At 73.4% G+C, this 24,207-nt stretch carries 15 protein-coding genes; 14 read left to right on the forward strand and 1 reads right to left on the reverse strand.

All coding sequences use genetic code 11. The features are described from left to right. Positions 1–280 precede the first annotated feature (280 nt). From tssA to tssK, 14 genes are all read left to right on the forward strand, one after another. Positions 281–2,137, forward strand: coding sequence for a type VI secretion system protein TssA (gene tssA, locus VF647_09815; protein HEX8452382.1), 1,857 nt, complete (start codon positions 281–283; stop codon positions 2,135–2,137). Next, positions 2,124–2,618 carry a type VI secretion system baseplate subunit TssE gene (tssE, locus tag VF647_09820; GenBank protein HEX8452383.1) on the forward strand — a complete coding sequence of 165 codons (495 nt, stop codon included), beginning with the start codon at positions 2,124–2,126 and terminating at the stop codon, positions 2,616–2,618. Before tssA ends, tssE begins: the two co-directional genes overlap by 14 nt. Then, complete coding sequence (gene tssF, locus VF647_09825) at positions 2,611–4,446, forward strand: type VI secretion system baseplate subunit TssF (protein HEX8452384.1); 1,836 nt, start codon at positions 2,611–2,613, stop codon at positions 4,444–4,446. The genes tssE and tssF overlap by 8 nt, the downstream gene beginning before the upstream one ends. After that, positions 4,428–5,534 (forward strand): type VI secretion system baseplate subunit TssG, encoded by a 1,107-nt coding sequence (gene tssG, locus VF647_09830; protein ID HEX8452385.1) that lies wholly within the window; start codon positions 4,428–4,430, stop codon positions 5,532–5,534. The genes tssF and tssG overlap by 19 nt, the downstream gene beginning before the upstream one ends. A 63-nt stretch (positions 5,535–5,597) precedes the next feature. Continuing rightward, positions 5,598–8,318, forward strand: coding sequence for a type VI secretion system ATPase TssH (gene tssH / locus VF647_09835; protein ID HEX8452386.1), 2,721 nt, complete (start codon positions 5,598–5,600; stop codon positions 8,316–8,318). A gap of 26 nt (positions 8,319–8,344) precedes the next feature. Next, positions 8,345–8,803: a hypothetical protein gene (locus VF647_09840; protein ID HEX8452387.1), complete on the forward strand. Its 459-nt coding sequence runs from the start codon at positions 8,345–8,347 to the stop codon at positions 8,801–8,803. 67 nt (positions 8,804–8,870) lie between these two features. After that, positions 8,871–10,871 (forward strand): type VI secretion system tip protein TssI/VgrG, encoded by a 2,001-nt coding sequence (gene tssI, locus VF647_09845; GenBank protein HEX8452388.1) that lies wholly within the window; start codon positions 8,871–8,873, stop codon positions 10,869–10,871. A 52-nt stretch (positions 10,872–10,923) separates the two neighbouring features. Continuing rightward, positions 10,924–12,222: a hypothetical protein gene (locus VF647_09850; protein ID HEX8452389.1), complete on the forward strand. Its 1,299-nt coding sequence runs from the start codon at positions 10,924–10,926 to the stop codon at positions 12,220–12,222. After that, positions 12,219–16,277 carry a DUF6531 domain-containing protein gene (locus VF647_09855; protein HEX8452390.1) on the forward strand — a complete coding sequence of 1,353 codons (4,059 nt, stop codon included), beginning with the start codon at positions 12,219–12,221 and terminating at the stop codon, positions 16,275–16,277. The genes VF647_09850 and VF647_09855 overlap by 4 nt, the downstream gene beginning before the upstream one ends. Position 16,278: 1 nt before the next feature. After that, complete coding sequence (locus VF647_09860; GenBank protein ID HEX8452391.1) at positions 16,279–16,785, forward strand: hypothetical protein; 507 nt, start codon at positions 16,279–16,281, stop codon at positions 16,783–16,785. 310 nt (positions 16,786–17,095) lie between these two features. Next, positions 17,096–18,415: a CsgG/HfaB family protein gene (locus VF647_09865; GenBank protein HEX8452392.1), complete on the forward strand. Its 1,320-nt coding sequence runs from the start codon at positions 17,096–17,098 to the stop codon at positions 18,413–18,415. 18 nt (positions 18,416–18,433) lie between these two features. Continuing rightward, positions 18,434–19,558: a hypothetical protein gene (locus VF647_09870; protein HEX8452393.1), complete on the forward strand. Its 1,125-nt coding sequence runs from the start codon at positions 18,434–18,436 to the stop codon at positions 19,556–19,558. A 2-nt stretch (positions 19,559–19,560) separates the two neighbouring features. After that, a complete protein-coding gene (locus VF647_09875) occupies positions 19,561–21,192 on the forward strand; it encodes a carboxypeptidase regulatory-like domain-containing protein (GenBank protein HEX8452394.1) in 1,632 nt (543 codons plus the stop codon). A gap of 81 nt (positions 21,193–21,273) precedes the next feature. After that, entirely contained in the window at positions 21,274–22,626 is a 1,353-nt protein-coding gene (tssK, locus tag VF647_09880; protein ID HEX8452395.1) for a type VI secretion system baseplate subunit TssK, read from the forward strand. A 9-nt stretch (positions 22,627–22,635) separates the two neighbouring features. Here tssK and VF647_09885 read toward each other — a convergent pair whose 3' ends face one another. Then, entirely contained in the window at positions 22,636–24,177 is a 1,542-nt protein-coding gene (locus VF647_09885; GenBank protein HEX8452396.1) for a hypothetical protein, read from the reverse strand. Positions 24,178–24,207 lie beyond the last annotated feature (30 nt).

Consider the following 24,207-nt stretch of genomic DNA (forward strand, 5'->3'; position numbering starts at 1 on the left):
GCGCCACGCGGACGGCGAGGTGCGGCTGGGGCGGGTGACGGACTGGGACGAGGCGGCCGCCGCACCCGTCGGGCAGAAGCTGCTGCTGGTGGATGGCGAGCCGGTGCCCATTCTGGACGTCCGCGAGCTGGAGATCGACCCACCCCCGGCATAAGCCCGCAGTCTCAAAGGACAAAGATGTCACGCAAAGGCGCTGACACGCCAAGGAAAGACAGGGAAACACTTTCTTTGCGCCTTTGCGCCTTTGCGTGAGACCCTCTCCTCCGATGCCCACCGATTCGTGAGCAACGACATCGACCTCCTGGCCCCCATCGGCGGCGACAACCCCGCCGGCCCCAGCCTGCGCGCCGAGGCCGTGTACCAGCAGATCAAGCTGGCGCGCTTCGAGGAAGACGACGTTCCGCAGGGGGATTGGAAGCGCGAGCGCAAGGTCGCGGACTACGTGCAGGTGGTGCGGCTGGCGACGGACGTGCTGGCCCGCCAGTCCAAGGACCTGCAGGTGGCGGCGTGGCTCACCGAGGCGTGGACGCGCCGCGAGGGGTTCGCCGGGCTGGGGCGGGGGATCGAGCTGCTGCGCAACCTGCTGGACCGCTTCTGGGAGCACGTGCACCCGGAGCCGGAGGACGGCGACCTGGAGGTGCGCGCGGCCCCTCTGGAGTGGGTGGAGCTGTACCTGGGCCCGTGCGTACGCGCCGTGCCCCTGACGCTGGGCGGCCACGGCCTGGCCGCGTACCGCGAGTCGCGGTCCGTCGGCTCCGAGGAGGCCGTCAGGTCCGATTCCGCCCGGCACGCGGAGTGGCAGGCCGCCGTGGCCGCGGGCAAGGTGAGCGCCGACGCCTTCGACGCCGGGCTGGAGAAGACGTCGGTGAGCTGGCTGCGTGCCCGCTGCGCCGAGCTGGATGCCGCCATGGCCGGCCTGGATGCGCTCGCGGCGCTGTGCGAGGAGCGCTTCGGCGACGTGGCGCCGCGCTTCGTGAAGCTGCGCGAGACGCTGCAGGAGGTGCGGCACGCCGCCGGCCAGCTTCTGGCCCGCCGCCAGGATACCGCCGGCGCACCCGACGACTCCCCCGAAGCGTCCACCCCCGAAGCGGCGCCATCCGCCGAGCCCGCCGATCCGGAGGGAGCAGACGCGGCGAGTGGAAATCCCGAGATCCTCGGCGCGGACCACGCCCCGGTGGCGGATGGGGCCGCGCCGACCGCCATCGCCATGACCACGGACGCGCCGCGGAACGCCGGGCCGCCCGCCTCGCGCGAGGAGGCGGCGGCGCGTCTGGCGGAGCTGGCGCGCTGGCTTCGCGCGCAGCGTCCGGCGCACCCCGCGCCGTACCTGGTGCTGCGCGGGCTCCGCTGGGGCGAGCTGCGCGCCGGCGGCGCGGAGGTGGACCCGCGGCTGCTGGAGGCGCCGCCCACGGCGGAGCGCGTGCGGCTCAAGACGCTGGCTCTGGACGAGCGCTGGGCGGAGCTGCTGGAGGCCGCCGAAGAGGTGATGGCGGCGCCGTACGGGCGCGGCTGGCTGGACCTGCAGCGCTACGTGGCCGCCGCCTGCGCCGCCCTGGGCCCGGAGTACGACGCCGTGCGCGCGGCCGTCGCCGGCGCCCTGCGCGGCCTGCTGGCGGAGCTGCCGGCGCTCCCCGCGATGACGCTGATGGACGACACGCCCACCGCGAACGCCGAGACGCGCGCCTGGCTGGAGCAGGCCGGCATCGTGCCGGCGGACGGGGCGGAGCTCCCCGCGCCGGTGCTGCCGGCGGGAGCCGCGGAGGAGAGGGCACGCGCCCGGGCCGCCGCCGGCGAGCCCCACAAGGCGGTGGAGATCCTGTCGGCCGCCGCGGCGGGGGAGCGCAGCGCCCGCGCCCGCTTCCTCCTGCGCGCCCGCGCGGCCGAGGTGATGGTGGACGCGGAGATGGAGACGGTGGCGCTCCCCATTCTGCGCGAGCTGGCGGAGCAGTCACAGCGGCACGCGCTGGACGAGTGGGAGGCCGGCGACGTGGCGGCGCGCCCCCTCGCCACCCTGTACCGCTGCCTGGAAAAGACGGGCGACGGCGCCGGCGAGCGCGACGCGCTGTACCTGCGCATCTGCCGGCTGGACCCGCTGCTCGCCATCCGGCTGCGCGAGGAGGCCCATGCAGCCGCGTGACCCGGAGCGGACCGTCCGCCTGTCGGTGCTGGACCGGCTGCTGGAGGACGACGAGGCCGCCGGCGCCGCGGGCACGCCCTGGTCGCGCTCGGTGGAGCGTCTCAAGGCGTCGCTGCTGCGCGACGTGGAGTGGCTGCTGAACACGCGGCAGACCCTGGAGCCGGCCGGTCCCTCGCACCCCGAGGTGCAGCGCTCCGTGTACCATTACGGGCTGCCGGACCTCACCTCCCTCTCCGCCGGGTCGGACGGCACGCGGCGCCGGCTGCTGCGGCAGGTGGAGGACGCCATCCGCCTCTTTGAGCCGCGGCTTTCGCGCGTGCGGGTGTCGGCCCCTGAAGACACGCCGGCGGGCGGGCGAGACGTGCGCTTCGTGGTGGAGGCGCTGCTGGAGATGGATCCCGAGCCGCAGCGGGTGACCTTCGACACGGTGCTGGAGCCGGCCAGCGGCACTTTCCGGGTGAACGGAGGGTCCCGTGCGTGACCCGCTGCTGGACCTGTACGAGCGCGAGCTCACCTTTCTGCGCCGCACCGGGGCGGAGTTCGGCAGGCGGTACCCGCGCGTGGCGTCGCGGCTCATGCTGGAGCCCACCAAGTGCGACGACCCGCACGTGGAGCGGCTGCTGGAGGGGTTCGCCTTCCTGGCCGCGCGCGTGCACCTGCGCCTGGACGACGACGCGCCCGAAATGGCCGAGGCGCTGCTGGACGCGGCGTATCCGCAGTACGTGCGCCCCATCCCGTCCATGTCGCTGGTGCAGCTGCACCCCGACCCCGAGCGGGCCGTGGCCGGCGGGCACCCTGTGCCGCGCGGGTCGCTGCTGTATTCACGCGACGTGGGCGGCGCGCCGTGCAAGTTCCGCACGTGCTACGACACCGTGCTCTGGCCGGTGAGCGTGGCCGGCGCGAAGTGGATGGCGCCGTACGAGCTGAGCCCGCCCGTGCGCGCGGCGGACGCGGTCGCCGCGCTGCGGGTGGAGTTGCGCTGCCTTCCGGGCGCCACCTTCGCCCAGGTGGCGGCGGACACGCTGCGCTTTCACCTGAGCGCGGAGCCCAACCTGGCGGGAGCGCTGTACGAGCTGCTCTGCAACAGCTGCGCGCAGGTGCTGGTGCGCGACCTCGCGCCGGGGTCCCGCGCGGAGCCCGTGATCCTTCCCGGCTCGGCGGTCACGCCGGTGGGCTTCGGGGAGGACGAAGGGATGCTTCCGCTGCCGCGCCGCGCCTTCACGGGATACCGGCTGCTGCAGGAGTACTTCACCTTCCCGGAGAAGTTCTGGTTCGTGGACGTGGCCGGCTTCGACCGGGTGCGCGCGGCGGGGATGGGGTCCGCCGTGGAGCTCGTCTTCCTCGTCTCCCCCTTTGAGCGGCCGGAGCGGCGCCACGCCCTGGAAGCCGGCGTGACGGCCGACACCTTCCGGCTCGGCTGCACCCCCATCGTCAACCTCTTTCCGCAGACGTCGGAGCCCACGCCGGTCACGCAGCGCACGTGGGAGTACCGCATCGTCCCCGACGCGCACCGGCCCACCACGGGGATCTACTCGGTGGAGGAGGTGCTGGCCGTGTCGCCGGGGACGCCGGAGCCGGTGCGGATGGCGCCGCTGCACGCCTTCCGCGCCCGGATGGAGGGCGACGGGGCGGAGGTCTACTGGTACGCGCGCCGCCGTCCCTCCGGCTGGCGGCCTGACGAGGGCACGGACGTCTGCCTCCAGTTCGTGGACCGGCAGGCGCGCCTTGCCCGGCCGGGCCACAGCGCCGTGACGGCACGCCTGCTGTGCCACAACGGCGACCTTCCCTCGCGGCTGGAGCTGGGCCGCGCGGACGGTGACTTCTCCCTTCCGGGGGGCGGACCCGTGAACCGCGTGAGCATGCTCTCCAAGCCCACGCCCCTGGTGCACCCGCCGGCCGGCGGCGCGCAGCTCTGGCGGCTCGTCTCGCAGCTCTCGCTGAACTACGTGTCGCTCGCCGAGGGCGGCGCCGAGACGCTGCGAGCCCTGCTGCGCCTGCACAATTTCGCCGACGCGCGATCGGCGGAAAAGCACATCCTGGGGATCGAGTCGGTGAGCGGCACGCCCATGCACGCGCGCATCGGCAGCGAGGCGGGGGTGGCGTTCGCCCGCGGGCACCGGGTGGAGATCGTGTTCGACGAGGAGATGTACGCGGGCGGCGGCGTGTACCTGCTGGCCGCGGTGCTGGAGCGGTTCCTGGGGCTGTACGTGTCGATGAACAGCTTCTGCGTCCTGGCCGCGCGCACGCGGCAGCGCAAGGAGCCGCTGCGCGAGTGGGCGCCGAGGGCGGGATGGAAGCCGCTGCTCTAGCCGATCCTGTCGAGCCGCCGCCGATCTTCCCCGTCGTCGCCGCCGCCGCGGAGCCGGAGCGCGAGGAGGGGGCGGCGGCGGGGCCGGCGCCCCTGGAGGCGGCGGAGCGGGTGCTGGGGGACGCCCCCGCGTCGTTCGGCTTCTTCCAGGCGGTGCGGCTGCTGGAGCGGCTGCGCCCCGGCCGGGCGCGGGTGGGGCGCTTCGCGGACCCGGCGGACGAGGTGGTGCGATTTTCCGCCAACCCCAGCATCGCGTTTCCGCCGGGCGAGGTGCACGGGCTGGCGATGGGGGCGGACCGCCCCGCGCGGATGAGCGTGAACTTCATGGGCCTCACCGGCCCGCTGGGCGTGCTGCCGCTGCACTACACGCTGCTGGTGCGCCAGCGCAACCGGGCCCGCGACGAGGCCGCCGGCGAGTTCCTGGACCTGTTCCACCATCGCGCGCTCTCCCTGTTCTACCGCGCCTGGGAAAAGGCCCGCGTGACCATCGCGGCCGAGCGCGGAGAGAGCGACGCGCTTCGCCGCCACCTGCTGGACGCCACGGGCGAGGGACCGGGCGCCGCGGGTCCGCGCGCCGCGCCGGAAGAAGCGCTGGTCTTTTACGCCGGGCTGTTCGCGCCGCTGCCGCGCAGCGCCGCGGGGCTGGAGCAGCTGCTGGGCGAGGTGTTCGGCGTGGAGGCGCAAGTGGAGCAGTTCGTGGGCGGCTGGTATCCGCTGCCGGAAAGCGATCAGTGCCGCCTGGGCGAGGACGACTGCGGCGCGGCGGATCAGGTGGGGCTGGGCGCGGTGGTGGGCGACGGCGTGTGGCATCCGCAGTCCGGCATCCGCGTCCGCCTGGGCCCATTGGGCAAGCGCGAGTACGACCGCTTCCTCCCCACGGGCGACGCGTACCCCCTTCTGCGCCGTCTGGTGCGCTTCTACACGCACGACCAGTTCGAATGCGAGCTGCGGCTGGTGCTGGCGCGCGAGGAGGTCCCCGCGTGCGTGATCGGCGCGGAGGAGGGGCAGGGGCAGCCGCTTGGTTGGAGCACCTGGGCGCGGACGCGGGACTTTCCGCGAGACGCGGACGACACGCTGCTCCGGCTGTAGAAGGCGAACGGCGCCCGCGGTACCCGAATCACAGGCACTTCCTTTCATCCAGAGGCCCGTTGCATGAACGCCAACGTCCGCTCCCTGATCGCGAAGCTGAACCACCACACGCGCGCCGCCGTGGAATCGGCGGCGGGGCTGTGCCTGTCGCGCACGCACTACGACGTGGAGGTGGAGCACTACCTCCTGAAGCTGCTCGACGCGCCCGACGCCGACCTGGGCTTCATCCTGCGCCACTACGAGGTGGACCGCTCGCGCCTGTCGCGCGACCTGGCGGCGGGGCTGGACCGGCTCAAGACCGGCAACGCCCGCACGCCGTCGCTCAGCCCCAGGCTGGTGGAGATGCTGGCCGCGGCCTGGACCGCCGCCTCGCTGGACTACGGCGCGGGCGAGATCCGCAGCGGCCACACCCTCGTCGCCCTGCTGGCGGACGACGAGCTGGCCCGCCTGGCGCGCTCCATCAGCCGCGAGCTGGAAAAGATCCCCGCCGCCGATCTGCGCCGCGACCTGCCGCAGGTCGTCGCCGCCTCGGCCGAAGAGGCTGCCGCACCCGCGCGCGGCGGCGGCGCGGACGAGCCGGGGCCGGTGCCGGGAGGCCGAACGCCCAACCTGGACCAGTACACGGTGGACATCACGGAGCGCGCCCGCGGCGGCCAGCTGGACCCCGTGCTGGGGCGCGACGCGGAGGTGCGGCAGGTGGTGGACATCCTCACCCGCCGCAGGCAGAACAACCCCATCCTGGTGGGCGAGGCGGGCGTGGGAAAGACGGCGGTGGTGGAGGGTTTTGCCCTGCGCATCGCCCAGGGCGACGTGCCGCCCGTGCTGCGCAACGTAGCCGTCCGCACGCTGGACCTGGCGCTGCTGCAGGCGGGCGCGGGGATCAAGGGCGAGTTCGAGAACCGCCTCAAGGGGCTCATCGAGGAGGTGAAGAGCTCGCCCGTGCCCATCATCCTCTTCATCGACGAGGCGCACACCATGATCGGCGCCGGGGGGCAGGCGGGGCAGGGGGATGCCGCCAACCTGCTCAAGCCGGCGCTGGCCCGCGGCGAGCTGCGCACGCTGGCCGCCACCACCTGGTCGGAATACAAGAAGTACTTCGAAAAGGACCCGGCCCTCGCGCGGCGCTTCCAGGTAGTCAAGGTGGAGGAGCCGTCGGAAGACGCCTGCCTGGTGATGATGCGGGGCGTGGCCCCCGCCCTGGAGCGCCACCACGGCGTGCGCATCCTGGACGACGGGGTGCGCGCCGCCGTGCGCCTGTCGCACCGCTACCTGCCGGACCGCCAGCTCCCCGACAAGGCCGTGAGCGTGCTGGACACCGCCTGCGCGCGGCTGTCGCTGGGGCAGAACGCCACCCCCGGACCCGTGGAGGACGCGCGGCGGCGGCTGGACGACCTGGACGTGCAGGCGCGGGTGCTGGAGCGCGAGCAGGCCACCGGCGCCGACCACGCGGAGGCGCTGGCCGCCATCGCTTCCGCGCGGCTGCGGACGGAGACGGAGCTGGCCGCGCTGACGGAGCGCTGGGAGCGCGAGCGCGCCCTGGTGGCGGAGGTCCGCGCCGCCCGCGAACGGCTCGAGGCCCTCGCCGGCCACGGTCCCGCGCCGGACGGCGCCGCGCCCGCGGACGCCGCGGCGCTGCGGGCGGAGCTGGACCGGCGGAACGGCGAGCTGCAGGCGCTGCAGGGCGGGGCGCCGCTGGTGCCGGTGTGCGTGGACGCCGTGCTCGCCGGCGAGGTGATCAGCGGGTGGACGGGGATCCCCGTGGGCAAGATGCTGCGCGACGACCTGGGAATGGCGCTGGAGCTGGAGACGCACCTGGAGCGGCGCATCATCGGCCAGTCGCACGCGCTGGGGGCGATCAGCCAGCGCATCCGCACCTCCAGGGCGGGGATCGAGGACCCGGGCAAGCCCGTGGGCGTGTTCCTGCTCGTGGGCCCCAGCGGCGTGGGGAAGACGGAGACCGCGCTGGCGCTGAGCGACCTGCTGTACGGCGGCGAGCACAACCTGGTCACCATCAACATGTCCGAGTTCCAGGAGCCCCACACCGTGAGCACGCTCAAGGGCTCCCCCCCGGGCTACGTGGGCTACGGCGAGGGCGGGGTGCTCACCGAGGCCGTGCGGCGGCGCCCGTACAGCGTGGTGCTTCTGGACGAGATCGAAAAGGCGCACCCGGATGTGCTCGAGCTCTTCTTTCAGGTGTTCGACAAGGGGGTAATGGAGGATGGCGAGGGGCGGCAGGTGGACTTCCGCAACTGCATCCTGATCCTCACCACCAACGCGGGGACGGAGAGCATCATGAAGCTGTGCGCCGACCCCGAGACGCTGCCCTCGGCGGACGGGCTGGCCCGCGCCCTCAAGCCGGAGTTGGACGGCGTGTTCAAGCCCGCGTTCCTGGGCCGCACCGTCATCATCCCCTACTTCCCCATCCGCGACGAGGCGCTGCGCCGCATCATCGGCCTCAAGGTGGACAAGGTGCGCCGCCGCCTGCGCGAGACGCACCGCGTAGACCTGGTGCTGGACGAGGCGGTGTCGGAGGCCATCGCCGCGCGCTGCACCGAGGTGGAGAGCGGCGCCCGCAACGTGGACAACCTGCTCACCAACACGCTGCTGCCCGAGATCTCGCGCATCCTGCTGCGCGCCCTGGTGGACGGCACGCCCCCCGTGAGCATCCGCGTGGGCGTTGACGAGCGCGGCGCCTTCACCTACGCCGCGCACCCCGCCACTGTGCCCGTTCCGGGGACGTTGCTGGCGGAGACCGCGGACGTCGCGGAGGCTGCGGCCGCGTAAGAGGCGAGGACAGAAAGAGGCGACTCATGAAGGCATCGCTCACGTACTACATCTGGGAAGGGCTGCTCGTCGGGATGCTGAACGACGAGTTCATCCAGATGCCCGCAATCTGCGGGGGCGGTGGGGGAAGCACGAAAAACCCGTCGGCCAAATCCGTCAACAACCCCTATAGCACGGGGCTGAAGACCACAGGGAGCGGGGCGGGGCACGTGCACGGCGGGCCGCTGCCAACGGGCAAGTATGCCGTTGCCACGCCCTCGATCCACCCCAAGCTCAAGCTCTCGGCCCGGCTAACGCCAACCGGGGGCCAGCCGATGTTCACCCGCAGCGGCTTTCTGATCCACGGAGCCGGTCCGCACGGGAGCGACGGGTGCATCGTGCTCAAGGACCGCAATCAGCTCAAGACGTTGATGAATGCGCTGACTGCGTGCGGTGGGGGAACGCTGTTCGTGGAGGAGACGATGAGCGGCGGACGGTTCGTATGATGGTTTCGCAAACGTCCAGCGTCCGGCTGCGCGTCCGGGGCCGGCTACGCATCACCCGCACGACGCCATGAGCTACACGCAGGCCAACCGCCCCATACGGGTAGAGACGGTCCTGGGACCCGACGTGCTGCTGCTGGAGGGCGTGTCCGGCGTGGAGGGCGTTTCCACTCCGTTCTCCTTCGGGCTGGACCTCGTCTCGGAGGACGACGCCGTGGCCGCTGCCAGCCTCCTGCGCACCCCCGCCGTGGTCACGCTCACCCTCTCCACGGGCGAGGAGCGCGTCTTTCACGGGCTCATCCGCCGCTTCGTGCAGGAGGGGCGCGACGAGGAGCTGACCACGTACCAGGCCGAGATCGTTCCCTGGATCTGGTTCCTCTCCCTGTCGCGCGAGAGCCGCATCTACCAGAACCTGAGCGTCCCCGAGATCCTGGAGGAGCTGTTCCGCCGGCTGGGCCACGCCGACTTCGAGCTGCGCTGCACCCGCTCGTACCCCAAGCGCGAGTACTGCGTGCAGTATCGCGAGACGCACCTGGAGTTCGTTTCGCGGCTCATGGAGGAGGAGGGGATCTTTTACTTCTTCGAGCACACGCCCGAGCGGCACCTGCTGGTGGTGGCCGACGACAACGGCGCCGTGCAGCCCTGCCCCGTGATCCCCGCCGCGCGCTTCCTGGGCCACGAGGGCGGCGACGTCGTGGGGATGCTGCACAGCGAGGAGCAGGCGTGCACCGGCAAGGTGATGCTGCGGGACTACGACTTCCTGCAGCCCTCGCTCAAGCTGGAGAGCGCCATCGCCGCCGATGACCCCGAGGAGGACTACGACTACCCCGGCGACTTCGCCGCGCCGGACGACGGCGACCGCTACGCGCGCATCCGGCTGGAGGAGGCGGCCGCGCTGCGCCAGGTGGTGCGCGGGCAGAGCACCTGCCGCGCCTTCCAGAGCGGCTTCCGTTTCGAGCTGACGGACCACTTCCGCCCCGCGGCCAACCAGCCGTACATGCTGCTGCAGGTGCAGCACGTGGCCAGCGCCGGCGACTACCGGGCGTGGGAAGGCGCGCCCATGGAGTACCGCAACCACTTCCTCGCCATCCCCCACTCCGTCCCTTACCGCCCCCGCCGCGCCACGCCGCACCCCGTGATCCACGGCTCACAGACGGCGCTCGTGGTCGGCCCGGCCGGCGAGGAGGTGTGGGTGGATTCGCACGGGCGCATCAAGGTGCAGTTCTACTGGGACCGTGTGGGCCGCAAGGACGAGAACTCGTCGTGCTGGGTGCGGGTGGCGCAGCCGTGGGCGGGGAAGGGGTGGGGCGCCGTGCAGATCCCCCGCATCGGCAACGAGGTGGTCGTGGAGTTCCTGGAGGGCGACCCCGACCGCCCGCTGGTTACGGGGAGCGTGTACAACGCCGAGCAGACGCCTCCCTTCGACCTTCCCGGCGCCGGCATCCAGATGGGGATGAAGTCGCGGTCGTCGAAAGGCGGCGGCGGCTACAACGAGATCACCATGACGGACACCAAGGGCACGGAGCAGGTGACCATCCATGCCCAGTACGACATGGGAACCACGGTGGAGCACGACGACACCCAGACGGTGAACAACGACCGCACCATCACCGTGCAGGGCAAGCACACCGAGACGGTCACCGGCGACACCAGCATCACCGTAAGCAGCGGCAAGTACAGCCACGACGTGGCGGCGGGGACGGCGACGTACCACGTGGCCGGCGCCGTCTCCGAAACCTTTGACAGCACGCTCTCCACCACGGTGGCCAGCAAGGTCACGCTCGATTCCACCGGCTCCGAGATCGCCGTCACCGCGGCGACGAAGATCAGCATCCAGGTGGGCTCCAGCAGCCTGACCATGGACGCCGGCGGCAACATCGAGCTGAGCGGAGTCAACATCAAGATCAACGGCGTCACGATCGCCGTCAGCGGCGACGCCGAGGCGTCCATGGCCGTGGCCGCGTCGTCCGTGAAGTGCACGCCTGCCAGCATGGAAGTAGCGGGCGCCATGGTGAAGTCCGCCGCCACCGCCATTAACGAGATCACGGGCGCCACGGTCAAGCTGAACTGACCCTTCCCGCGCCTCGTCCCGCCCCCCGCTCCACCCTCCACCCCGAGTCTCCGTGAGCGCTGGAAAGAACGCCGTCGAGCGCCGCCTGGACCTGCTGCACGACCAGTGGAACGAGTTCGCGCAGGCGCCGGAGCCGCGGCTGCTGCGCTGGATGATCCGCGCCGACGAATGGCGGATGATCGAGGCGTTCCTGGCGGTGGAAAGCGACGAGCGCACGGGCGAGACGCCGGACCTGTTCGTTCGCCTGGCGGAGCCGTTCCGGGACGTAGACTCGTACGGGGCCGCCCTGCTGGACGAGCTGCGCCGGCAGTATGCCGAGGCCGCGGACGCGCTGGCCGAGGAGGGCGTGCCCGGCCACCCCTGGGAGCCACCCGCGCCCGCGCCCGGCACGCACTCGCTGCTGGCGTTCGCCGACGGCTGCGCGGCACTGCAGGCGCACTACACGGAGCTGATGGAGCGGCTCGCGCTGGTGCTGGCGCCGGCGGAGGTGGCGGATTACGCGGAGTGGAAGCGGTGGCTGCTCGCGGCGGCGGAACGGCTGCCCGAGGGCGTGCGGCTGGTGGTGGTGGACTCCGTGGAGGCGCCCGCGCTGGAAGGGCTGGCGGCGGCGGACCCGGAGCGCGTGCGCACGGTGGCCGCGGGGCTGGACATGCCCGCCGCCTACCAGGAGCTTGCGCGTGCCGGCGGCACGGCATCGCCCGGCGGGCAGTTCCGCGTCGCCTTCGCGGCTCTGGCGGCGGCGCTAGGCGCGGGCGATCTGGCGGGCGCGGAGCGGGCGGGGCAGGGCGCCGTGGCCGTGGCCACCGAGCACGGCTGGCCGCAGCTGTCGGCCGCCGTCCACATGGCGATGGGCGGCGGGTTCATGGGGGCGGGCCGCACGGCCGACGCCGTGGCCGCCTACGCCCGGGCGGACGCGGCCGGCGCCCAGGCCGAGGCGCACGGAGACGAGGCGGGCCCCGGGCTGCGGCTGCAGGCGGCGCTCGGCAGCGCCGGGGCGCGGTTTGCCGCGGGCGACTTCGCGGGGGCGGCGGCGGCCTACGAGGGCGCGCTCCCACTGGCGCAGCGCGCGGGCGACCGGCGCATGGCCATGGAGTGCTGGCGGATGTCCGCGTACTGCCACGAGCAGCACGGCGACGCCGAGCGGGCGTGGCTGCACGGCTCCCGCGCCCTGGACGCCGGCGAGGCGCTGCCGCCGGAGGAGCGCGCCCTCTCCACCCTTCCGTACGCGGGCGAGGGGATGCTGCGCCTTGCCCTGCACTCGCCCGCGCACGCGGAGGGCGTCGAGCGTCGGATGGCGGCGCTGCTGGGCACCCGGGCCTGGCGTCCGGCCGCCGCGGCGGGGGCCCCGTGATCGCCGCCAAGCAGTTCGACCCCGTGCTGGGGGTGGACATCCACATCGTCCAGCCCCCCGGACCCGTGCCGCCCATCCCCATCCCGCACCCGTTCATCGGGATGGTGCTGGACCCCATGGACTTCATCCCCGTCGTCGGCGGCACGGTGATGGTGAACGGGATCCCGCGCGCCACGGCGGGCTCGGCGGGGATCGCGGCGCCGCCGCACATCCCCATCGGCGGCATGTTCGTGAAGCCGCCGGGGAACGAGTGCGAGGTGTTCATGGGCTCCGCCACGGTGCTGGCGGACGACGAGCCCCTGAGCCGTCTGGGGATGCCCGCCCTCAGCTGCCACGACATCGGCATGCCGTCGCCGCCGCGGATCAAGAAGAAGAGCAAGGCAAGGTCCCTCTTCCTCCCCACCAGCGTCGTCCTCTCCATTCCCGCCGGCCCCCCCGTGCTGGTCGGCGGCCCGCCCACCGTGTCGATGATGGCGATCGGGATGCGGCTGGGGATGTCCGCCCTGGGCAAGGGGCTGAAGAAGCTGCGCAAGCTGCGGAAGAGCAGCCGGCGGATGAAGGCGCTGTCGAAAAAGGCGCACGCGGCCGCAAAGAAGGGGATGGACAAGCTGGGTGTGCCGCCCAGCGTGCGAAACCGGGTGCATCGCTCCATCTGCACCGTGACGGGCCACCCGGTGGACGTGGCGACAGGCAAGGTGCTGACGGAGGAGGTGGAGCTGGAGCTCGCCGGGCCCGTCCCCTTTCGCTGGGAGCGGGTGTGGTACAGCACCTCGGTGTATGACGGGCCCCTGGGGCACGGCTGGCACCACAGTTATGACCTGGCGCTGCTGGAGGAGGAAGGCGCCGTGGCCGTGCGCCTGGCCGACGGCCGCCCGTTGCCCTTTCTGCCGCTGGCGGAAGGCGAGGAGCACTTTGACCGGGGCGAAAAGCTCACCCTCTTTCGCGACGCCCGGGGGTACGCCCTGCGGGACGCGCACGGGCTTGCGTTCCGGTTCGCTTCCGCTCCCGCTGGCACCGTGTGCCCACTGGCGTCGGTGGAGGACCGTTGCGGCAACGCCATCCGCTTTCGGTACGACGCTCGAGGCCGCCTGGCCGGCATCACTGACAGCGCCGGGCGCGAGCTGTCCGTTGAGAGCGACGAGGAGGGGCATATCATCGCCCTTGTGGCGCCGCACCCCGACCGCCCGGGCGAGACCTTTCGCGCGGTGACCTACCGGTACGACGGCCACGGGGACCTGGTAGCGGCGCACGACGCGCACGCGCATTCCATCCGCTACGCCTGGCGCGAGCACCTGCTGGTATGCGAGACCGACCGTGCGGGGCTCAGCTTCCATTTCGAGTACGACGGGGCCACGCACGAGGCCCGCTGCCTCCGAACCTGGGGCGACGGAGGATTGTTCGGCCGCGAGCTCGCGTACGACCTCCCGGCCCGGCAGACCACCGTCACCGACACTCGCGGCGGCCGCACCCTGTACCAATGCGACGAGCTGGGGCTGGTCACGCGCATGGTGGACGCGCTGGGGAACGCGTGGCTGACGGAATGGAACGAGTACGGCGAGCACGTTTCGGAAACGGACCCCCTGGGCGGCGAGAGCCGCTACGTGCACGACGGACGCGGGAACCTGGTGGAGGTGCTGGACCCGGCGCGGTGCCGGCGGCGCATTGCTTACGACGCGGCCGACAACCCGGTGGAATTCGCGGACGAGCTGGGCAACTCCTGGAAGCACGAGTACGACGGGCGCGGCTGTCTGCTGGCCCTCACCGATCCCGCGGGCGCCACGTACCGGTACGAGCGCGACGCGCGCGGTCTGTTGCTGGCCGTTACCGATCCCCTGGGCCGCGAAAGCCGCATCGAGTGGGACGATCAGGGGAATCCCCGCTGGATAGTAGACCGCGCCGGTGCCGTCACGTACCTGGATCACGACGCGCTGGGGCGGATGGTACGCCGGACCGATGCCGAGGGCGGGGAAATGCGATTGTCCCGCGACCTGGTGGGCCGTGTGGTCGGGCTGCGGGACGAGGCCGGGGACACATGCGCCTTCACGTACGATGCGCGGGGCAACGTGGTGCGCGAGGTGGACGAGCTGGGGCGCGTGACGCGGAGCACCTACGGGATGCTGGACCGCCTGCTCGCGGAAACGGACGCGGAGGGCGCCACCTTCACCTGCGAATACGACGGCGAAGGCGAGTTGGCGCGGGTTCGGGATGCGACGGGGCGCGCGTGGACGCTGCACCGTGACCTGCTGGGGCGGGTGGTGGAGGAGCGGCAGTTCTCCGGCCGACGGCTGCGCTACGCGTACGACGAGTCGGGGGAGGTGGTGGGGCTGGAGAACGGAGCGGGGGAGGCGACTCGCCTGAGGCGCGACATGCTGGGGCGGCTCACCGGGCGTGTGCTCCCCGGCGGTAAGGAGGAGCGGTTCGCTTACGACGCCGCGGGCCAGTTGCTTTGCGCCGAGAACGCGGCCGCGCGGGTGGAGTTCGAGTACGACCCCGCCGGTCGGGTGGTGCGCGAGGCGCTCAACGGCACCGTGCTCACCAGCCGCTATGACCCGCTGGGTAACCGCGTGGAGCGCGCGGGCCCGTTCGGCCGCGTGCTGCGCATGGCGTACGACGCCGAAGAGCGGCTGGCCGAGGTGGCGGATCCCCAGGGCACTCTGCTGGAGTTCCGCTACGACCGCGTAGGGCGCGAGGTCCGCAGGGCACTCCCGGGGGACGTGGTGAGCGAGCGCGAGTACCTGCCCACCCACGACCTCCAAGCGCAGCGGACCTCCTCGCCCGTGGCCCGGCTGCTGGACCGGCGCTATCGCTGGGACGCCGCCGGACAGATGGTGCTCGCGGGGACCCCCGAACGGGGAGTGACGCGGTACGAACACGATGCGGCAGGGCGGCTGGTGGCTGCGCGCGCCCCCGACGGAACGGTCAGCCGGTACGCGTACGACCGGGCGGGCAACGTTCCCGCGGCGCCCCTGGACACCGGCCCGCAGTCCGCCGCGGCAGGGGGCGTGGATGGATGGACGCTTCGGTTTGACGCGGACGGCAACCTGGTGGAGAAGCGCGGTGTCCGACAGGCGTTCCACTACGGCTACGACGGGGCGGGGAACCTGGCGCGCGTGGAGCGCGGCGACGGGCAGGTGGTGGAGTTCGCGTACGATGCGTTGGGCCGCCGCGTGCAAAAGCGTGTCGGTGGGCGCGTGGTGGACCTGCTGTGGGACGAAGATGTGCCTCTGGGCGAGCGGGTGCGCGGGTCCGGGCCCGACGCTTCGCGCGGGGCGGCGGACGAGCGGGAGTTCGTGTTCTGGCCAGAGTCGTTCGAGCCGTTGGCGGTGCTGGAGGCGGGCCACACGCTGCTGCTGGAGGGTGACGCGCTCGGCACGCCGTGCCTTGCGGTGGATCGCGATGGGCGGTCGGTGTGGCGGGCCGGCTACGGGCCATTCGGCGAGCCGCCGGCGGGGAGCGGAACGGACGAGATCCCCTTCCGTTTTCCCGGCCAGTTGGAGGACCGAGAGACGGGGCTGTTCTACAACCGCTTTCGCTACTACGACCCGGAGCTGCGGATGTACACGCAGCCGGACCCCGTGGGGCTGTGTGGCGGGCTCAACCTCTACAACTACGTTCCTGGCCCCACGGAGTGGATCGACCCGTTCGGCTTGGCCGGGACTGAGGGCGCGGGGACGCAGCGGTGGAAGAACAAGGTCACCAAGTCGGGGCGGCCGTACCGCAAGCCGGGTCCCAAGACCAGTGCCAACGCCGCCCACAACAAGAAGATCCGGCAGATCATCCGTCAAGAACGGGCGGCGGGGCTGGAGCACATCGGGGGTGGGAGCAAGACCGAGATCGTCATCAAGACGCCCGGCGGCGACAAGCCTTATCGGCGGGCCGACGCATCCTTCAGGGATCCCGCGACTGGCAAGATCACGCACCACAACGTGGGGCTGCAGAACCTGAACGGCACCCCCATTGCACGCGAGCGGCGAGCGCTCGACGACATCCGCGACTACGCGGCCAGAAAGCATCGCAGCATCAAGTTCCACCCGTACAAGAAACCGTGCCGTTGACATGGCCGAAACCAGCTTTTTCCTTCACCCCGACACCCTCTGCGGAATCCTGCGGGACGAAGCCGAGTCGCGTGGCTTGCGTGTGATCGTACGCCGCTGGGGCCACCCCGGGGAATGCCGCGAGGTGGCGCCCGGGGAACTCTGCGAAATCCTGCGGGAGCACAAGTACGACGAGATCTACCTTTCGGTTGGCGCCGTCCCGCGGCGGGCGGGCGACACGTCCTTCCTGGACAGCGGCGAAGAAGACATCCTGGTGGTGTCTGGCGGTCGAATGCGCGGCACCGTGCTGGAACAGGGGACGCTGCGGGAACTCGCAAAGAACACACGGGCCCGCCCAGCCTACAGCGCTTTGCGAAAGTCAATCAGCCAGCGCAGCGCCGGGCAGGGGGTCACCGCCAGGGGCAGCCGGTACGCCGGCGTGTTCTACGACGAGCCCGCGCGCGGAATGGAGCTGCGCGAGGACCTCGACGACGATTCCATCGTCTACCAGGTGGAACCCGGCGGCTGACGGCACCGGTGCGTGAGGTAACTCCGCGTACCTCGAAGGGTCTTCCCACCAGGCCAGCAGAGCCAGCAGAGGACGGACGTCCTCTGCTGGCTCTGCTGACTCGTTGTGTGGAGTCTTCGTCCTCCCGGTTTGCGCTCGCCCAAGATGGGCAGAACTGCCCATGTCCCGCCCCTGATCCCCCTTTAGAGTGCCAGCCGGAGCCCGGGCAGCCTCCACGGACAACGGTCCCCGCCCGCTCCCGCCTTCCCCTTTGATCGCGCCGGCCACACGGCCGGCCCGCACGGCAGCAATCCTCCTCCGGAGACTCCCCGTGTCGCAGACGCAGCCCCCTCGCGCGCCCGCCCACCCCGCGGGCACCCCGCCGCGCCCAGCCCGCCGCGCGCGCGCCGCGCTGCTGGCCGGGCTCGTCACCGCCGGCGCGTGCGCCGGGGCCACGCCGCCGCAGGCCGGGCCCACCGCGGAGATCCCCGCGCTGGAAGCGCGCGTGCAGCGCCAGCCGGACGACGTGCAGTCGGCCGTGCGGCTGGGGGCGGCGTACCGCGAGGCCGGGCGCCTGGACGACGCGCGGCGAGTGCTGGACGACGCCCACGTCCGCGCCCCCCGCGACGACGGCGCCACCCTCTTCCTGGGGCTCACCTGCGAGGACCAGGGCGACCTGGACTGCGCGCGCCGCGTCTACGAATCGTACGCGCGCACCGGCGCCTCGCGGCGGATGCGCACGGAGCTTCGCGGACGGCTGGCGCTGCTGGACCGGCGGGCTCGCGAGGCGGAGGTGCGCCAGGCCGTCACCCGCGAGGGAGCGCTGGCCGGCGCTGAGCCGCGGCCGAACAGCGTGGCCGTGTTCCCCTTCCGCGCCGACTCCGCGGACAGGAGCCTGCGGCCGCTGGAGCGCGCCCTGGCGGAGTTCCTCTCCACCGACCTGGCCGTCACGGGGCGGCTGGAGGTGCTGGAGCGCGCCCGCGTGCAGCAGCTTCTTGACGAGATCGGCCTGGCGGAGTCCGGACGCGTGGATCCCGCCACCGCCGCGCGCGGCGGGCGGCTTCTGGGGGCCGGCAGCGTGGTGCAGGGGCACATCGGCGGGACTCAGGAGGCGCTGGAGCTGGAGGTGCGCGTGGCGCGGGTGACCGCAGGCGGTGCGCAGCCGGCCGGCGAGCCCATGGGGCAGCGTGGCGGCGCGCAGGGGCTGTTCGAGATGCAAAAGGGGCTGGCGCTCTCCATCCACCGGCAGCTGGGGGTGGAGCTGACCCCCGCGGAGCGCGAGCGGGTGCTGAGCCGGCCCACGGAGAACCTGCAGGCGGTACTGGCCTACGGGCGCGGGCTGGAGGCGGCGGACGCGGGCGACTTCGCCCAGGCGGCCACCCACTTCATGCAGGCGGCCACACTGGACCCCGGCTTCGCGGCCGCGCAGCAGCAGGCCCAGGCCTCCGCCGCGGCCGCACGCGCGGGGGGCGTGACCACCACGCAGCTCGCCCGCATGGCCGGCGCGGAGCTGTCGCCCGACGCGGCGCTGGTGCAGGTGGAGCGGCTGGTACCCGGCGCCGGCACGCGCGACGCCGCCGCCGAGGCGACCGGAAGGGAGGGCTTCCGCGATGCGGCGGCCCGTGTGGAGTTCATCATTCGACGTCCATAGAGGTGCGGGATGACGATCATGCGCAAGACGACAATGGCTGGTTGGCCGGTTTCCCTGTTCTTGATGGCGCTGGCGGCCGCCCCCCCGGCCGCGGCGCAGGGCGCGGACGGGCCTCCCTGGACGGCGGGGGGCGGCGTGCGGATTGAAAGCTACGGCTTCGGCGAGGCGGGCGCGGTGGGGATCGACCGCGTGTCGCTCGTCACGGTGCCGCTCTGGGCCGAGGCGCGGGTGGCGGGGCGGGTGCGCCTCACCCTCTCCGGCGCCTTCGCCGCGGCGGCCGTGCGGCGCGCGGACGGCTCGGACGCCTCGCTCGAGGGGCTGACGGACACGGAGCTGCGCGTCGCGGTGCCCGTGGTGGGGGAGTGGATGACGGTCACCGGGGTGGCCGTGCTCCCCACGGGCCGCGCGCGGCTCTCGGCGGAGGAGCTGGAGGTGGCGGCGGTCGTCGCCTCGGACCTGCTCCCCTTCGCCGTCTCCAACTGGGGGAGCGGCGGCGGGATCGGGGGCAACGTGTCGGCGGCGCGGCGCTTCGGGGCGGTGGGGGTGGGCGCGGCCGGCGGGTTCCGCGCCAGCCGCGAGTACCAGGCGTTCGACGAAGAAGGCCCCGCCTATCGCCCCGGCGACGAAACCTTTGTGCGCCTCGCCGTCGACCGCTCGTTCGGGGCGGGGAAGGCGACGCTGCAGGCCAGCGGGCACCGGTTCGCGCACGACCGGCTGGGCGGCGGCAACCTCTACCGCTCCGGCAACCGCCAGCAGCTCATCGGCTCGTACGCGTTCGCGCGCGGGCGGCGCTCCGGCGTGGTGTACGCCGGCGTGCTGCACCGGGAGAACGGGTCCAGCCTGGTGGATGCGTCGGCGGAGCTCCCCGCGCAGAACCTCTTTCTTCTCGGCGCCGGGGCGCGCCTGGCGCTGGGGCGCGCCGCGCTGCTCCCCAGCGTGGACGGGCGTATCTTCCGGAGCGCGGACGGGGTGGGGCAAGGGTACGGCGTGGGCGTAGGCGCGTCGGCCGAGGTGCCGTCCGGCGTCGTGGTGCTGATGCCCTCGGCCCGGCTGCGGCTGGGGAGCGTGCTGGTGCGCGAGGGGGCGGAGAGTCCGTTCACCGGGATCGAGCTGGGCTTCACCCTTCGCCGGGGGAGGCCGTAGCCATGCGCGCATCCATCTTTTTTCGCGCGCGCATCGCGGCCGCGGCGGCGCTGCTGGCCGCCGGCGCGGCGGCGTGCGCCGACTTCCTGGCCGCCCCCGCCGATTCCCCCGCGCGGCTCTCCGTCTCGTATTCCCTGTCCCCGGCGCTGCAGGCGAACGGCCCCGGCCGCGCCTTCGACCGCGTGGACGCGGTGCACGTGCGCCTGCTGCGCGGCGAAACCGTGGTGCTGGCGGATTCCTTTGCCGCCGCCCCCGCCGACTCCGGCGTGATCCGCGGCAGCCTGACCCTGGGCCTGGAGCAGGCGGAAGAGCAGCTGAGGCTGGCGGTGGAGCTGCGCTGGCACGGGCGCGCGGTCTTCACCGGCGCGGAGGACATCCGCCTGACGCGCGGCGCCAACACCGCGGCCGAGGTGGCGCTGCTTCCCGTGCCGGCGGAGGTGTCCTTCGCCGCGGTGCCGTCGTTCCGCTCCCTGGGCGACACCCTCCAGGCCGCCGCCGTGGTGACCTTTGCGACCGGGGACACGGTGCCTGCCCCCGCGCTGTCCTGGTCCGGGCCGGACGGGGCGGTGCTCGAGGTGCTCCCCGACGGGCGCATGGTGGCGCGGGCGGAGGGGCAGGGACGGGTGGTGGTGATGGCGGGAGCGGCCCGCGCGGAGGCGGTGGTGACGGTCCGCGCCGTGGTGGCCTCCGTCGCGATGACGCCCGACACGGCCACCGTGATGCGCGCGGACAGCCTCGCCTTCCGGGCGACGGCGCGCGACGCCCGGGGGAACGCGCTGGCGCGGACGCTGGCCTGGAGCACGGGGAACGCGTCCGTCGCCGCAGTGGGCCCGTCGGGGACCGCGCGCGGAGTGGCGCCCGGGCAGGCGCAGGTCCGCGCCGCGGTCGAGGGGGTGACGGGGGCCGGGCAGCTGACCGTGGTGCCCCGCCGCGGCGCGATGAGGGTGGACGTGGAGAACGCGCTGAACAGTCAGCCCGTGGCGGGCGCGACCGTCACCGCCCGGCAGGGCGCCAACGCGGGGGAGTCCGCACCCGTGGCGGGGATGGCGACCAGCTCCGCGGCGGGCCAGGCGCGCCTCGCCGCGCTGGACGAGGGAGTGTACACCCTGTTCGTCTCCGCGCCCGGCATGATCACGGCGATCGTGCCGAACGTCATCGTGCTGCCCGATGCGGAGGGGCGGCAGCGTGCCGTCATCAGCCCCGTGCTCCCCGCCGGCCAGACCCGCATCGTGCTCACCTGGGGCGCGGAGCCGCACGACCTGGACTCGCACCTCACCGGCCCGGACGGGTCCGGCGGCCGATTCCACGTCTACTACGCGTCACGCCGCTTCACCGTGGATACCACCACGGCGGTGGAGCTGGACGTGGACGAGACCGGCGGCTTCGGCCCGGAGACCATCACCATCCATCGGCAGTTCACGGGCAGCTACTGCTTCAGCGTGCACCTGTACGCCGGAAGCGGCAGCCTGGGGACGTCGGGCGCGCAGGTGCGGGTCTTCCGCGGCAGCCAGCAGGTGGCGGCGTTCCCCGCGCCAAACACCACCAACCGCGTGTGGACGGTGTTCGCGCTCAACGCGTCCACCATCACGCCCGTGAACACCACCGGCTCCACGGTCCCCGGGGTCTGCCCGTAGAGGGCACACCCAGGTCCACCGCTCCCCGGGCGCGCGGCCAGGCAGCGCCGCGTGCCCCTCACCGCCCGGGCAAGGACCTCCATGCGGCAGATGCAAAAGGTGCTGTGGACGCGGGGCACGCTCCTGACCCCGCAGCACCTGCAGGCGCAGGACCGCTTCCTGGAAGAGCTGGTGGGCTTCCAGCTCTCGTCGCTCACCTTCTTTCCCTGGGGCTTCAGCCGGCTGGGGGTGGACGCGGAGGCGCTGGCGGGGGGCACGGTGGCGCTCACCGACGCCGCGGGGATCTTTCCCGACGGCCTGGGCTTCGACCTTCCCGCCGCCGGCCCGCTCCCCCCGCCCAAGCCGCTCAAGGAGGCGTGGCGCACGGACGCGGCTTCGCTGGACGTCTACCTGGCCATCCCCGAGCACCGCCCCGGGGGCCAGAACGTCTCGCTGCACGGGGGTGACGGCGCGGTGCGCTACACGGCGGAGGTGGCGCTGCGGCGCGACGACAACACGGGACTGGCCGAAAAGCCCATCCAGCTCGCGCGCCAGAACGTGCGCCTGCTGGCCGAGGGGGAGGCGCTGGCGGGACACTCGGTGCTGCGGGTGGCGCGGGTGGTCCGCGCGCCCACGGGCACCTTTCAGCTCGACCCCCGTTTCGTGCCGCCGCTGCTGGACCTGGGCGCAAGCGGCTACCTGCTGGCGGTGGCGCGCCGGTTGGTGGAGCTGCTCTCCGCGCGCAGCAACGCGCTCTCGGCCACGCGGCGGCAGCGCACGCGCGGCCTGGCGGAGTTCGGAGGGGCGGACGCCGCGCACTTCTGGCTGCTGTACGCCGTCAACACGCACCTGCCCCGCTTCCGCCACCTGCTGGAGGTGCGCCGCGGGCACCCGGGCGAGCTGTGGACGGCCATGGCCGAGCTCGCGGGCGCGCTCACCACCTTTTCGCCCTCCATCCACCCGCGCGACCTGCCGGCGTACGACCACGGCGAGCTGTCGGAGTGCTTCACCCGGCTCGACGAGACGCTGCGGCGGCTGCTGGAGACGGCGGTGCCGGAGAACGCCGTCACGCTCCCCCTGCGCCCCAGCGGGCGGATGGTGTACGCGACCGCCGTGGAGGAGGACCGCTACCTGTCCGCCCCCGAGCTGTACCTGGGGATCCGCGCGGAGATGAAGCAGGACGAGCTGCTGCGCAGGGCGCCGCAGCTGCTCAAGGTGAGCTCGGCGGACCAGATCGACCGGCTGATCCTGCGGGCGCTGCCGGGGATCGCCGTGCGGCACGCGGCGTCGCCGCCCTCCAGCCTCCCCGCCAAGCTGGGGTGGTCGTACTTCCACCTGGAGCGCTCCGGCGAGGACTGGGACGCCGTCCGCCGGGCGCGCAACCTGGCGGTCTACGCGCCCGCGGAGCTTCCCTCGCCGGAGATGGACCTGGTGGTCCTGCTGCCGGAGCGCTGACGTCGCCGGTCAGCGCAGGGCGAAGAAGGCTACCAGCGCCAGCGCGAGCACCACCACCAGGATCAGGCCCACGATCAGCGGCGTGGTGGAGCGCGCCGGTGCTCCGGTGGGGAGCGGCGCGGCGGGCGGGGGCATCGGCGCCGGCGCGGAGGGAGCGGCCGGCGAGGGGTGCGGCGGCCCGGCGGGGATGTGCGGCGCGGAGAACGCGGGCATCAGCAGCGAGCTCGCGGAATCGGCCGGGGGCTCCGCCGTTGGGCCATCGTGCAGGCGCGGCGACGGGCTGAGCAGGCGGTCCACGTAGTCGTCGTCCGGCTGCGGCAGCGGCTCCGGCGCGTGCTCCAGGCGCAGCGGCTCCGGCGCGGGCGGCGGAGAGGCGGGACGGTCCTGCGCGGGGAGGGCCCACGCGGGCAGGTCCAGCCGCTGGAAGAGCTGGCTGAACTCGCCGCGCCCGCCCGCGTCCGCGGGGGCGGCACCGGCCGGGCCGGAGTCCGGGACCGGAGCGGAGAACACGCCCGTCGCGCCGCCCGTGCCGGTGCCCGCCGGCGGGGGTGTGGGGAACGCCGCGGCCGCCGGGTCGGCGGGGGCGCGCGGCGGATCGGCGGGGGGAATGGTGGCGGCGCGGAAGCTGGCGAGCTCGTCCGTCCGGCTCCGGCTCTCGGCCGCTGGGGCGAACCCCGCAGCCGGGTCCGCCGGCCGCGGCGCCGTCGCCCCAGTCTCCGGCGCGGCGGGAGGGGAAGGCGCCGCCTCCTCCGCGGCGGGAGCCGGCGGGTTTGCCGGGGCGGCTGCGCGCGATGCCGCATCGCTGGCGAGCGGCGCGCGGAACAGCCGCGTGAAGTCGCCCGGCTCCGCGGCCGGTGCGGCGGGCGGCGGGACGGGCGGTGCAGGCGCGGCGGAGGATGCGGGCGGCGGTGCGGGGGCGGGGTCCGTCTCCGCGCGGAGCGAAGCCGCGTCGAGTGAAGGTGCTGAGTCGGCACCGGCCGGCGGGACGGGCCCTGAGAAGGCGGGCGCGCCGGTCAGGTCGGCGGCCATGAAGAGGCGGGTGAACTCGCCGGGCTCCTTTCGCGGCGCATCCACTTCCCCCGGGAGCGCTGGCGCAGCATCCGTATCGCGCCCGGCGACGGGCGACTCCGCCGGGTCCGCGGCGGGCGGATCGGATGGAATGGCGGCCGGCTGCGCGGGCGGAGCGGAACCCGCTGGACCATCCGGCGTGGCGTGCGCGGAATCGGGCGTGGCGGGGGCGGGGGATGCGGGCGCCGGTTCGGCTTCGTCGAGGCCCAGCCAGGCCGGCAGGGATCGGAAGCCGGCGAGCAGCTCCGTGACCACCGTGATGGAGCCGTCCACCGCCGTGACCTCGCGGACGCGGGCGCGGCGCTCCGGCTCCAGCCGCTCCAGCGCACTCAGCAGCGCCAGGTTGTACGGCGTGATCCCCCCGTCCACGAAGTGCACCATGGCCACGCCCGCCGTGGGTGTGACCGCGTGAAAGGTGCGCACGCCGCCGCCGGCGACCTGGTCCAGGAGGGCGTACCGGGCGCGGAACTCGTCTGCGGTCATGATGGGGCCTCGCGGCGGGATGAAAGTGGA

Origin of the sequence: Longimicrobium sp. (genome assembly GCA_036387335.1) — a bacterium.
Lineage (GTDB): Bacteria > Gemmatimonadota > Gemmatimonadetes > Longimicrobiales > Longimicrobiaceae > Longimicrobium.